The sequence below is a fragment of the Amycolatopsis sp. NPDC004772 genome (assembly GCF_053601215.1).
Map to the genome: position 1 here is coordinate 13,579 of NZ_JBSGBK010000003.1, position 12,058 is coordinate 25,636.

The window sequence follows — 12,058 nt, forward strand, 5'->3', positions numbered from 1 at the left end:
CACCACCTGTTCGGGAGTAGGGGCTCTTGCGGGGTCAGCCGCTGAGCCGGGCGATGCTGAGGTGGCTGGTTTCTTCCGCCCCGGACTCGACTGCCTTGGTGGAGCCGGAGGTGTGGATGGCGGTGATGGTGATGACGTCACCGACGAGGAGCCGTTTGCCGGTGGAGCACGAGGTGAGGACGCTGCCGATCCCGGCGGACACCCGGTTCCCGTTGACCTTGATGGACAGTTCGAGGCCGGTGGTGCCGGTCGCGAGCCGCAGCGCGGTCTCGATGAGGTAGAACCCGGCTTTGGTGCACGTGAAGGTCGTGTTGTTCGTGCCGGAGACCGCCATGATCCCGGCGTCGAGGGACTGCGACACCGGCCACTGCACGGTCGCGGTGACGCCGGTGGTGAAGCTCTGCGGGGACGTGACGCCGTCGGCGACGAGCCGGATGCTGCCCCAGGTCCGTTCATCGGTGACGTTGCCCGCGGCGATCGTCGACGCGGCGGCCGGCACGTTGACCCGGGCGAGGCTGATTTCCCAGATCGACGTGTTCTGGGTCAGCGGCGGTGGAGTAGTCGAGCCCGGCGTGCCGTTCGTGAGGACGTCGTATTCGATCTTGTTGTTGGCGAAGTCGTTGCGCAGGATGATGCGGTCCAGCCGCGCGAGCGTGGCATGCGCGGTGGTGATGCCCTGGGTGACCTGAGAGGACAGGATCCCCCAGTTCCCTTCGATCCAGCACTCGCCCGACGGGATCTTGACCTGCATGCCCGTCGAGTCGGCGAAGACAGCGAACTCGTTCAGCACACCAGCGATGACGCCGGTGGGGACGAGGCGACGGACCATCGAACGCCACGTCGCCTCGGTGACGTTAGCTCCTGGACCCGAGTCGTAGGGCGCGTACTGCGTCAGGGCGATTCCCATTACTGCCTCTCAAGCTGGTTCAGGCGCTTGACGGCGCGCTTCAGGGTCTGGAAGATCCGCAACATGTCGCTCCGGCCCGGAGTGCCGATCGTCGGCGTCACCGACACATCGTCCGGCGTGAGCTTGATGGACACCGACCGGAGAACATCGACGATCAACCCCGATTCCCCATACACAGTCGGCAAAGCGTCTTCGAGCTTCACCGTCACCTGATCCCCGAGGAAGTAGTGGACACCGAACTTCTGGTAGTCCGTCTCCAACGGCGTCAACGCCAGCGACAGCCGCTCGGTGGTGTTCGCCAATGCCTCCGTGCCGGCCTGTGTCAGCTGGGTCGCGTCGGAGGTGTCACGGCGGTCCACGAACTCGCCTTCGATGCGTCCCCACTCGGCGATGGAGGTGTTGTCGGAGAACTCTTTGATGGTGCGGGATGCGCCGGTTCCGGTGCCGCCGACGTAGTAGTAGTTCCCGTCGGGCGCGGTCACCGAGTAGTCGACCGAGGCCAGGTTCCCCATGGCGTGGGAGAACTTCACCGTCGCGGCTCGGTTGGTGATGGCGTAGGGCTGGAACTGGAGGTTGCTGCCGACCTGCACGACCCGAAACCCGATGCCGCCTGAGGTGGCGAGAGGTTGCAGGAACGCGAGGAGGTTGTGTTCCCACCGCGCCGACCCGGACACGGTGGCGCCGGTGACCGGGTCCGTTCCGATCGTCAGGCCGGACACGCGCCGCGGTGCGACCGCGCCGGGTCCGGCGTTCACGTTGACGTACTGGGACAGCACCGTCGATGCGACGCCGCTGCGGTCATCCGTGGCTTGCAGGCTGTACGGCGGCGACGATTCGGTGGGCGAAGGGGACACCGTCCTGTTCTTCAACCACACCTCGTCGGTGTAGCCCTTGAACTCGACGTAGTCGTTCTTCGCGTCGCGCAGCCGCCGGAAACCACGCTGTGGACCCGACACAAGAGCCTTGTCGTCGCGGCAGGCGATCACCCCCGCGCCCGGCTGCGCCAGCTTCTCCAGGATCGACGCGGTCGCTGGCAGCTTCAGCGTCCATGACCCCACATCGCAGAACACCGGCGTGAACTCGGCCTCGTTGAAGTGGTCGATCTCCCCCGCGCGGGTGCCGTCACGGTTGCGGGCATACAGATTCCACATCAGACAGACAACCATTTGCGGCGCCACGACAGGTTCAGCGCCGACTGACCGGCCACCGCGCCCGTCATCGCCAACCGGATCGCGTTCACACCCTTGATCAGTGGCCACAACGCCGACGTGCTCGACTGGTCCTCGAACAGCGGCGCACCGTTCTGCCGCAGGATCGTCTTCCCCGTCGGGTACAGCTTTGACGGACGCGTGTCGATCGTGATGGACTCACCGATCCCCAGCGACGCCGTCTGCAACACCGTCGACCGGCCAGTCGTGAGGTTCTGCAGCGAGATGCTCGACCCTGGGCCGGTGATCGTCCACACCGGCCACGTCTGCACGTCCCCGTCGTTGAGGACCGTGTCGTCCACCGCGATCTCGCTGGAAGTCAACCGCACCGGAAAGAACGGGAAGAAATTCGGCGGGGTACCGATCGTGAACGTCTGCGAGATGTCGGACTGATCCTGCCAGTACGGTTCGAACGCCCGGAACGTCACGTCCGACTGCTGCATCGTCGGACCCGAAACCCCCGGCTCTTCCTCCGTCTCGAACCCGGCGACATACCGGCACCCGATCTCCCGCACATCCCCCAGCGGCGACGTCACCCTGATCGTCCCCTGCCCGCGGGTCGGGTCGACGGTGTACATCATCGACCGCTGCACCGTCCGCAAAGCTGGTTCCGTCGCCGCGTTCAAGTTGATCCGGATCGTGAAATCCCGAGCCCCGTGCCGGAACGACCTCGGCACCGAACCAGGCTGGTCGGGGACCACGTCTTCCTGGTAGTCGACCGGCGGCATGAACCGGCCCTTCGCCTTCCAGTCGACGTCGATCGTCGTGGCCACCCCATCAGGGTCGATCCACTGCGTGACCTCCGCGACCATCAGATCCCCGCCGCGTGCTCAAGCCGGGACAGCGCCATCTCCACCTCACCCAAGAACGCGCCCTCCCTCGTCCGCAGAGTCCCCGTCATCGGCCGGTTCGCGAACTTCTCCAACGAAGACCGCAGCCCGTTCACCGCGTCGAGCAGCTTGTCCTCCGCGTTCGCGGTCCGGACGTTCTCCGGCCGGCCGGTCCCGTTCCACACGGTGCTCATGCCCGGCGGCAGCGCGCCGCCGTTGTCGTACGCCCGCGGCCGCGGGATCCGCACCGGGCCACCCGCCGCGTACCCCCGCGGAGGCAGGTTCGGGTTCGCCTGCTGGACGTTCGAGATGTCGCCGTAGCGACGCCGGATGTAGTTGATCGACGCGGCGATGTTCGCCACCGGATCGAACATGTTGTTCGGCAGGCTCGGGTTGCGGTTCGCCGCGAACGTCGGGCCGATCGTCTGCGTCAGACCGCCGGACGGGGTGCCGCGCTTGGCGTTGCTGTCCCACAGGTTGACGCTGTTGGCGTTCCAGCCCGACTCCCGCTGGATCAGGACGTTCATGCCGGCTTCCCAGCGAGCCCAGTCGCTGCGCGGGATGCCGTCCGCCGCCAGAGCAGCGTCGATCAACGCCAAGTGCTGACCGGTGGGGATGATGGACGCTCCACCGCGCGCGGTGTACGTCGGCGGCTCGTACTTTGCCAGCCGGGCCGGCGCCTTGAACCCCATCGCCTCCAGCGCGTACACACCGCCCTGGTAGGCGACGCCCGCGCCCGAGAGGATGTAGTTGGTTGCCAGGCCGCGCGCGAGACCGCCAGAGGCGAAGCGGGGGAACTTCTTCTGCCGGACCGCCTCCATGAAGCCGTGGCCGTAGTAGCTCACCGAGTCCGCGGGCTGCACCCACTCGCCGTTGGACAGCCACGCCGGGATCTGGTCATCCCGCGGCCCACCCGGCCCGGAGACGTGGCCACCGGTCGCCATCGCTCGAGCGGCGGTGAGAGACACGGCGCCGATGTGGCCGCCGAACTTGTCGTCGTAGATCCGGTTCAGCTCTTCGAAGCTCGCCGACGCGACCGCGGTCATCCCGAACTTGAAGTCCTTCGGGATCAACCCCAGCTTGTCCAGCAGCCCCTGGGCCTGTTGGGTGGTGATGCCGAACTTGTCGGCCGTCGTCTGGATCAGCGAGTTGTACCCGGCTGCCGTCGGGCCGAACTGGTTCTTGATCGCGTCGGCGAGGCTGAACAGCTGCCCCAGGTTCCGCCGACCCGCCTCCGTGGAGATGTCCAGCGACCTCGAGGCGTTCGCGACTGCGTCGTTCAGGCCCTGCTGCGCGGTGGTGAGTTGCTGCGACGCCTGCCGCTGCTGGTACTGGGCGTCGGCCACGGCCTGGTGGGCGCGCTGCTGAGCGTAGGACGCGTCCGCCACGCCCTGCTGCGCGCGCGTGACCGCCTTCTGGGCCTGCTCCACTCCGTAGGAGGCGTCCGACACCTGCCGCTGCGCCGACGCCAGCTGCTGCTGCGCCGCCTGCACACCCTTCGAGCCCTCGACCCCGGCGCGGTCAGCCTTGGCGACGTCCTCGCGGAGGTTCGCGCCGTTCTGCAGCGCCGCGTTCAGGCCGTTCTGCGCCGACAGCAGGTCGATCGCGGCCTTCACCTTGGTCTCGTTGTCCGCGGTGACCGGCCCCGCCGCGAGACCGCGGGCGTCGGACTCCTTGACGTCGAGTTCCTTCAGGGCCTGCTGGGCGTCGAACAACCGCACCCGCGCGGACGCTTCGGAGGTGAACTGGTCGTCCAGCTGCTGGTGCAGGGCCTTCAGGTCCCGGATGGCTTGCTGCCGGGCTTCGTTGATCGCGAGCTGCGCGTCCCGTTCCTGCCGCTGAGCGTCCAGCAGCGACCGCTGAGCGGTCATCACGCCGCGCTGAGCGTCCGCGACCCCCTGCTGAGCCTGCGCCAACGCCCGCGCCGCCGTGGTCTCGCCGTGCTGAGCGTCCGCGACGCTCCGGCTCGCCGCCTCAAGGCCGTGAGCGGCTGACGCCACCGACAGTCGAGCCTGCGTCACCTGCTGGTCGGCCTGCTGGAACGTCTTCTCGATCGCGCCCGCGGCGTTCGCCGACGCTAGCGTGGCCTGCGCGAACTTCGCCGCCACATCCCCCAGGCCAACCGAGGCGTCCCCGGAAGCCGCAGCGACGTTCTCCAGACCGGCGATCACGTCCCGCTGGGAGATCCCGAACTGGAACGACGCGGCGTTCGCCGCGTTCAACCCGTCCTGGGTGTGGGTGAGCTCGATCGCGTGCTGCTTCAGCGAGTTCGTGGACTGGTCCGCGACGGTCTTCTGGTCCTTGAACTTGCCGACCAGCTCGTTGAGGTCATTGAGGAGCTGCTGCGCCGCCTCGCCAGTCTCATTGAGCCCAGAATCCACCCGGGACCCGCCGGCGACGGTGGTGTAGCGGTGGTTCGCGTCGATGACCTTCTGGATCTTCGCCGCGAGGTTGTCGTAGGCGCCGCCGCCCGCGGTGATCGCGCCCGTGAGGTCGTTCTGGGTGATGCCGAACGCCCGGGCGGACTCGGCGACCTTCTTGAACCCGCCATCGGCCTGGATCGAGCTGATCACCGAAGCGTTGACCTGGCCGTTCGACGCCTGCAGCGCCCCGACGACACCTTCCATCGAGCCGGCCAGCCGCTGCGCCGAGTCGGATGAGTCGCCCATCCCGGTGGCGAGCAGCCCGAAACCGAGGGTGGCCGCGGCGACCGCGATACCCACCGGGCCGGCCAGAGACTCCGCGACCGCGGCCGTGCCCACCGCGGCGGTGGCAGCGCGGTTTCCGAGCCCCTGGACGGCGATGCCCGCGGCGGTGGCCTTGGTGGCGCCGGTCTGCGCCGCGACCCCCATGTTGAGGATCCCCGCAGCGAGCGCGTTCACGCCCGCCGTAACGAGCCCGGAGAGCTTGAACGCCGCCCACGTAGCCAGCGCGGCGGTGCCGACGGTGCCAAGCAGAGGCGCGATCGGCTCGACCACATCCGCCACGACCGTCAGGATCCGGGCCGCGGCGTTCAACCCGGCCGACAGGATCGGCAGCGCACCGGACGCGAGCCCGGACGCGACGCCGGCGACCGACGAGATCGCTCCGGAGATCTCCTGCCCGCTGGACGCCCACACCTGGGCGAGGTCGTTCACCAACGTGATCGCGAGGGTGATGACGGTGCCGGTGATCTGCCCGAACGACTGGATCGCCGCCCCGTAGGCGACGGAGTTCTGCCCCATGCTCGCCAGCGACGTGCCCGTCGCGGTACCGAGGTCTTCCGCGGCGTGCCGGAGCCCCTCGAACACTGGGTAGCTGGATCCGACCGCCGAAGTCACTCCGGGCATCACGTTCGTCGCGAACCCGGTCAGCCCGGTGGTCAGCTCCTGCAGGTCTGGGCCGGCGGCCTTGAATGCCTGCTGCATCTGGGGCTGCAGGGCTTCGAAGGTGTGGCCGATCTGGTTCCCGGACGCCACTAGCTGGGGAACCAGCACGTTGGTGGCGGACTTGGTGTCCTGGACCACATTGGACCACAGGGTCTTGTAGGTCTGCCGGACCTTCTCGTTCGACGCCTGCGCAGTCGCCGCGACGGCGATCAGGCTGCCACCGAGACCGGCGAGGATCGCTGCGCCCGCGAGCGGCGAGGCGGCAGCGATCCCGGCGGCCATGAGCGTGAACCGGTTGGTGAAGCTGTCGAGCGCCTTGGTCGACTCGTCGGTCTTGATGTTGACCGTGGCGGTGGCAGTTTTCCCGTCCAGCTTGTCGAGCTTCGCGACCATCCGGTCGATCGACTCCGCCGCGGACAGGAACGTCTTCGACGCCCGGTCCAAGGCGATGACGTTGAACGAGAGGTCGCTCATCCACCACTCCCCTCAAGGGCCTTGAGGTCCCGCTCGTTCAGGGCCTTGGCGGCTTCGACGTGCCAGTCGAAGTCAGACAGGGTCAGGTCGAGGATCTGGTCGGGTGTCCACTGCCAGCGTTCGGTGAGGGTCAGTCGGTTTTGGTGGTACCTTTCCGCCGGGGCCGACCAGCGGGCGTCGTAGGGTCCACTTCGGACTGCTCCGGCGCATCCGCGGGCGGCGACGTTTCCACGAGCCCGTGACCGCCGCAGTTCGGGCACAGCTCCACGCCGGGATTGAACCACTGGAAGCTCATGATGTTCGTGTCGAGGAGGTCCTCATAGCGAACGGCTTCTCCGTTGGCCCGCTTGTGCAGGAACACGGTCGCGACGATCGCCGCCGGTTCACGCCGGTCGATGTACTGCGCGAGCGTCGCGATCGTCGCCCCGGACTTCTCCTGCAGGAACATCGCGTCCCGGACGCTCATCTCCGCCCGGAACTCGTACTCGCGGACCCTGCCGTCGAGATCCTCGTACTTGAACCGCGGACGCGGAAGCACCTTCTCAGCCACTGTCATCCCCTATTGCTCGATTTGCTTCTTGATCTGTTCCATCTGCGCGCCGATGAAGCGCCGGAACTCATGCGACTTCTGCGAGATCGTCCTGCTGAAGAACCCCGCCGGAGTCGCCTTCTGCGCCACCCAGTTGTCGGTGTCACCGAACACCGGGTGCCGCCAGCCCTTCTCCGAGTTCATGTGCCGCGGCAACGACCGCTGATCCGGCGGAAGCTGCGCCGACCGCACCACGAACCGCACACCTCGCCGGGTCGCTTCCAGCGTGGTCGCCGCCGCCACCCGCCGCCGCAGCCCGCCATGGCGGCGCAGCGCGTTCGCCGCGGCCCGCTCCGACCTTGCCCGCGACGCCGCGAACCGCTGCCGCTGCCGAGCGCCGCCACCGTGCGATGACGTGGTGTGCAGCCCCTGCGCTGCGTTCCGCACGTCCTCCACGATCGGCCGGCCAGCGTCCTTGATGGCCTTGTTCAGCTGCTTCCGCAGCTCCCCGCGGCCCTTCTCCTTGAGCCGCTTGGACAGGTCACGGAACTGCTGTACCTGCTGCACATTCGTCGCGATCCGCAGCAGGCCAGCCATCAGATGCTCGTGCTCTCCGTCGACACGATCTTGATCTGGATCGCGGGGTTCGTCTCGTCGTACTCCGCTTCCCACTCCGTCGACATCTGCACGATGTCCGGGCCGTTCACCGCCGGCGGGGCCTTCTTCAGGAAGCACGACGGCAAGATCACGTCGAACAGGAAGAAGTTGCCGCCGCCGATCGACGCGCCGGTCTGCGTCCACTGGATCGGCGTCGGGGTGCCCGCGGTGTAGATGTCGTAGAGCTCGCTCTTGGAGAACTCGGAGTCCAGCTTGACCATGATGGTCTGCATCCCGTTCTGCAGCTGCTCCTTCTTCTGGCCGGCGTTGCCGATGCCGTACCGGTCGGTGGCGAGGCTGTTGTCACCGGAGATGGTGATGGACTTCGCCACCGTCGACAGCGCCACACCGGACGCGATCGACGTCTCGCCCGCGGCAGTGGACGCGGTGCCGCCGAGCTTGATCGTGGAGTCGATGAACGAGTACACCTTCGACGCCGCGAGGAACGCCGCCGTCGCCAGCGCGGTCGCGGTGGACTCGGCCTGCCCGTCGACCGTGAGCTTCAGGGTGCACAGGCCACCGTCCTTCAGGGACAGCTCCCACTTGGTGATCTTGCAGCCTTCGTAGGTGAACGGCCGCACCGTGTACGGCGACACCGGCTCCGGCCGGCCGACCTGCATCGTCAGGCCCAGCCCGGCGAGCCCGGACGGGGTGTGGACCTGCTTGTACGCCGAGCCCGACACCAGCGTCGGGGTGGTCACCGCCGAGCCGAGCATGTGCTTCACCAGCAGCCCCGCCCCCAGCGTGGGCAGCTCGAGGGTGATGTCGCCCGACACGGAGAAGCGGGACTGCCGGGTACGGGACGACCGCTTGAACGTCGTCCCGACCCGCAGGCCCGCGGAGTCGACGTAGGTGATCTCCTGGTTGAGGGACTCGTCGAGGAACTCGTAGGCCCGGTCCACGGTGACGGGGGTGCCCCACGTGGTCTCCGGCTTGATCATCAGCTGGGCGTCGATGCCCGACCCAGTGGCCACGTCAGCTCTCCTTCACTGCCGGAGCCTTGACCGGCTCGACCTTCTTGGGCTTGTCCTCGACCAGCTCCCACATCGAGTGGGGCCAGGTCTTCTCCTCGCCGTTGTTCGCCACGGTGTAGGCGTCCTCCGGCAGCGGCGTGGGCTCCGGCTCGTCGTCCTGCGGGGCCGGCCGGGACGTGACGAGTTCGCCGGGGACGTCGATGACGTCGCCGGGTTCGACGAGCATCGCGCCGGGTCGCCCCTCCGGGCTGAACAAGGTGACCGCGTGGTCCACCTTCAGCGTGAACTTGGGCATGACTCTCCTTCAGACACGGGTGGAGACCCTGACAACGAACTGCATCCGGAACCAGAACCCGCTGTCGGAGAACGGTTCCTGGTAGGCCCCGGTGGGCTTGTACTCGGCGGTGAGGAACTTCCGGGTCGGGTCGTCCGGGAGGTTCAGGTCCGGTGCGGCGCGGAGCTTGGTCTCGAAGTCCGTCAGGATCGCCTTGGCGCGTTCCCGGACCGGGCGCCACGAGTCCGCGTCGCCGTACTTGGAGATCACGCAGCACTGGATCTCGAACTGCTCGTCCCGCGCCCGGGATCCCTTGGCGTCGGCCCAGTCCTGGTTGATGTCGGCGACCTTCAGGTCCGAGTCGGGGTCGCCGTCCCAGCCGATGATCAGAACGTTCGGCGGGTACTCCTGCGACGCGGGTTCGCCGTCGAACACGACATAGCCGGGCTCGTCGAATTGGGCCATCGACGGAAGCTCGACCAGGTCACCGTCGGCGCCGAACAACGCGACCAGCGCGTCGATCGACTCGAAGAACCGCGACACCACCATCAGGCCAGCCCCGGCATCCCGGCGCCCAAACACTCGATCGCGTAGTTCGGCAGCGCATACCCGGCCTGCTGATACCCCATCGAGCTGTCCAGCCCGGAGCCGCCGCGGCTGCTGGCGCCCTTCTCCGGGCGCTTCGACCGCCACAGGTGCTGGACGGTGTAGATCGCGGCCTCGCGGTACCGCGCCGGCACGACACTCGGGCCGGCCACGTAGGTGACCGTCAGGTGCCCGTACGGCGCGACACCGAGCGGCGACGTCACCACCCCAGCGGGCGACACATGGAGATCGGCGACGTTCCACGTGTAGGTGCCGTCCACCAACGCCATCGACACCAGCGACTGCACCGGCGTCCAGTTCAACACCAGGCCCGCGCGGATCTTGTGCTCCTCGGTGCGGGTCGAGCGCACCGCCGCCATCCCGAGGTGCTCCTCGATCATCCCGGTGACGGCTTCGATAACACCGCGGAGCTCCTCATCACGTGAGGTGCCCTTGATGTCCAGGTGGGTCTTCATGTCCTTCAAGGACACGATCGCGCCGAGCTCAGCCTCGCGGACGTCGAACACGTCCGTGTACGCCGCGTTCGGGCTGCTCGACACCCACCGCACCACGTGCCGGCCGGGCGTGGCGGCGAGGTAGTCGCACGAGTACTGGCCCGTCGCGCCGTGCACCGGGGTCGGGGTGTCGACCGTGCCGTCCGGTTTCGTGACCGTCAGCGTCACCGTGCCGTCCGTCGGCACGCCGGCGACGTCGATCGACACGGACAGGGGGACAACGTCGCCGAGGTCGAAAGGCATCTATCCCCCGCTCATCGTCGCGACCCCACGCGCAACCGGGGTCATGGTCGTGGAAGGCCGGTCGGCCGGGAGCATCGTGGTGCCCGCCCGGTCGACCGGACGCATGTCGCCGCGGACCAGCACGGGCGGCGGCGCGCCGACCAGCGGCACCGGCAGGAAAGCTCCCGGCCGTGCCAGCGATGCCGACGCCCGCCGCGGCCGCGACCTCGTCGGCACCCACGACACCCCTGCGACCGCTGGCGGCGGGACCGGCCCGAAGAACTCACCGCGACGAGTGACGACCAGCCGCCACCTCGAGGCCGCGATCCCTCGCGGCGCCGTTGGAGCAGCGTTCGGCACGAGCAGGAACTCGCCGCGCCGAATCAGTAGCGACCGGGCCGCGGTGCGCCGCCCGGGCCGCGGAACGAACCCGGGCACGGTCGGCACCTGCGCCGCCGGGACCGGCGTAGCGAACTCGCCCCGCCGGGACGGCAGCGCCGCACGTCGGGTCTGCCGCAGCATCTGCGGCGCGACCGGGCCAGGACCGGCGGGCAGCGGGAACGGCGTCGCTAAGAACTCCCCGCGCCGCACCGGCAGCTGCGGACGTCGGGACTGCCGCGTCACCGTCGGCGGTACCGGCCCTGTTCCTGCGGTGGCCACCGGCCGCGGCACGGTGAAGACCGCGCCGCGGCGCAGCAGCAGCGCAGCCAGCCGGCCGGACACCATGAAGGCGGGCGAGACCGACGGCGCCGCGAGCACCGGCAGGAATTCGCCACGACGGACAGTGGGCAGCATCGCCCGTCGTCGCGCTCGCGCCGGCGGGACTGCAGGCATCGGCAGCGGGCCAGGGAGGAACTCGCCACGCCTGGCTGTCGCCGCGGGCCGGGTGCGGCGTCGCACCGCGTCCGGGACACGCGATGGCGCCGCGACGGGCTGCGCTGGCGGGACCGGCAGGAACCGGCCGCGACGCGCGACGAGGTTGCGCCAGCGCCGGATCATTCGCTCATTCCTTCGCCGACGCCGACCGCTACCTCAGGATCACTCTTCCCACTCGACCGAGAGGACGTAGCTGTGCGACGCCGGGAGGGCGTTGTCGCGGTTGATGAACACCAGCCCGTTCGCGGTGCCCGCCGAGACGATCAGCTCCTCGAGCAGCTCCCACGGCAGGTCGACCCCCGACTGGGAGTTGAAGCTGACCCGGAACAGGTCGTCGGCCGTGGTGGTGGGCGGCGTTGCGTAGGTCGTCTTGAACGTCGCGCCGGCGGCCGCGGAGTTCGGGTCGAGCTTGTTCGGGGTCATGCCGCCGCCGGGCGTGGTGCCTGCGGTGGTGACCCGGTTGATGCCGACCGTCAGCTGCTGGCTGGTCGGCGTCGAGGCGCCGGCGACGACGCCGAGGGTAACCCGGCGCAGCTTGAAACCGTTGCCGGCCACGGCCTGCAGCCACGCGAACCCGGTGTCGACGGCCAGCGCCGCGGACGACTTGGCCTGAGCGGAATAGCGAGCCATCAGGGGGCT

At 68.6% G+C, this 12,058-nt stretch carries 12 protein-coding genes; all 12 read right to left on the reverse strand.

Annotated features, from left to right (window positions below):
- Window positions 1-34: 34 nt before the first annotated feature.
- The 12 genes from ACWEF6_RS02555 to ACWEF6_RS02610 all read right to left on the reverse strand — a co-directional run bounded on the left by ACWEF6_RS02555 (window position 35) and on the right by ACWEF6_RS02610 (window position 12,049).
- Window positions 35-907 carry a hypothetical protein gene (locus ACWEF6_RS02555; protein ID WP_449681278.1) on the reverse strand — a complete coding sequence of 291 codons (873 nt, stop codon included), beginning with the start codon at window positions 905-907 and terminating at the stop codon, window positions 35-37.
- Complete coding sequence (locus tag ACWEF6_RS02560; protein WP_449681279.1) at window positions 907-2,085, reverse strand: siphovirus ReqiPepy6 Gp37-like family protein; 1,179 nt, start codon at window positions 2,083-2,085, stop codon at window positions 907-909. Before ACWEF6_RS02560 ends, ACWEF6_RS02555 begins: the two co-directional genes overlap by 1 nt.
- Window positions 2,058-2,927: a phage distal tail protein gene (locus ACWEF6_RS02565; RefSeq protein ID WP_449681280.1), complete on the reverse strand. Its 870-nt coding sequence runs from the start codon at window positions 2,925-2,927 to the stop codon at window positions 2,058-2,060. The genes ACWEF6_RS02560 and ACWEF6_RS02565 overlap by 28 nt, the downstream gene beginning before the upstream one ends.
- Window positions 2,927-6,787, reverse strand: coding sequence for a transglycosylase SLT domain-containing protein (locus ACWEF6_RS02570; protein ID WP_449681281.1), 3,861 nt, complete (start codon window positions 6,785-6,787; stop codon window positions 2,927-2,929). Before ACWEF6_RS02570 ends, ACWEF6_RS02565 begins: the two co-directional genes overlap by 1 nt.
- 130 nt (window positions 6,788-6,917) lie before the next feature.
- Window positions 6,918-7,337, reverse strand: coding sequence for a hypothetical protein (locus tag ACWEF6_RS02575; protein WP_449681282.1), 420 nt, complete (start codon window positions 7,335-7,337; stop codon window positions 6,918-6,920).
- Window positions 7,338-7,346: 9 nt separating this feature from the next.
- On the reverse strand, window positions 7,347-7,913 hold the full coding sequence (locus ACWEF6_RS02580) for a hypothetical protein (protein ID WP_449681283.1): 567 nt from the start codon (window positions 7,911-7,913) through the stop codon (window positions 7,347-7,349).
- On the reverse strand, window positions 7,913-8,947 hold the full coding sequence (locus ACWEF6_RS02585) for a phage tail tube protein (RefSeq protein WP_449681284.1): 1,035 nt from the start codon (window positions 8,945-8,947) through the stop codon (window positions 7,913-7,915). The genes ACWEF6_RS02580 and ACWEF6_RS02585 overlap by 1 nt, the downstream gene beginning before the upstream one ends.
- 1 nt (window position 8,948) lies before the next feature.
- Window positions 8,949-9,242, reverse strand: a complete 294-nt coding sequence (locus tag ACWEF6_RS02590) for a hypothetical protein (protein WP_449681285.1) — start codon at window positions 9,240-9,242, stop codon at window positions 8,949-8,951.
- A 9-nt stretch (window positions 9,243-9,251) separates the two neighbouring features.
- Window positions 9,252-9,770, reverse strand: coding sequence for a hypothetical protein (locus tag ACWEF6_RS02595; RefSeq protein ID WP_449681286.1), 519 nt, complete (start codon window positions 9,768-9,770; stop codon window positions 9,252-9,254).
- The gene (locus tag ACWEF6_RS02600) at window positions 9,770-10,564 is read right to left on the reverse strand and encodes a hypothetical protein (RefSeq protein WP_449681287.1); all 795 of its coding nucleotides are present in this window, start codon (window positions 10,562-10,564) and stop codon (window positions 9,770-9,772) included. The genes ACWEF6_RS02595 and ACWEF6_RS02600 overlap by 1 nt, the downstream gene beginning before the upstream one ends.
- Window positions 10,565-11,338, reverse strand: coding sequence for a hypothetical protein (locus tag ACWEF6_RS02605; RefSeq protein ID WP_449681288.1), 774 nt, complete (start codon window positions 11,336-11,338; stop codon window positions 10,565-10,567).
- 243 nt (window positions 11,339-11,581) lie between these two features.
- Entirely contained in the window at window positions 11,582-12,049 is a 468-nt protein-coding gene (locus tag ACWEF6_RS02610; protein ID WP_449681289.1) for a hypothetical protein, read from the reverse strand.
- Window positions 12,050-12,058 lie beyond the last annotated feature (9 nt).

Excerpts from the sequence above, each read along its gene's own strand:
- ACWEF6_RS02580 (WP_449681283.1), bottom strand. The coding sequence starts at position 7,913 with ATGGCTGGCCTGCTGCGGATCGCGACGAATGTGCAGCAGGTACAGCAG.
- ACWEF6_RS02595 (WP_449681286.1), bottom strand. The coding sequence starts at position 9,770 with ATGGTGGTGTCGCGGTTCTTCGAGTCGATCGACGCGCTGGTCGCGTTG.
- ACWEF6_RS02565 (WP_449681280.1), bottom strand. The coding sequence starts at position 2,927 with ATGGTCGCGGAGGTCACGCAGTGGATCGACCCTGATGGGGTGGCCACG.
- ACWEF6_RS02610 (WP_449681289.1), bottom strand. The coding sequence starts at position 12,049 with ATGGCTCGCTATTCCGCTCAGGCCAAGTCGTCCGCGGCGCTGGCCGTC.
- ACWEF6_RS02555 (WP_449681278.1), bottom strand. The coding sequence starts at position 907 with ATGGGAATCGCCCTGACGCAGTACGCGCCCTACGACTCGGGTCCAGGA.
- ACWEF6_RS02605 (WP_449681288.1), bottom strand. The coding sequence starts at position 11,338 with ATGCTGCCCACTGTCCGTCGTGGCGAATTCCTGCCGGTGCTCGCGGCG.
- ACWEF6_RS02590 (WP_449681285.1), bottom strand. The coding sequence starts at position 9,242 with ATGCCCAAGTTCACGCTGAAGGTGGACCACGCGGTCACCTTGTTCAGC.
- ACWEF6_RS02600 (WP_449681287.1), bottom strand. The coding sequence starts at position 10,564 with ATGCCTTTCGACCTCGGCGACGTTGTCCCCCTGTCCGTGTCGATCGAC.
- ACWEF6_RS02570 (WP_449681281.1), bottom strand. The coding sequence starts at position 6,787 with ATGAGCGACCTCTCGTTCAACGTCATCGCCTTGGACCGGGCGTCGAAG.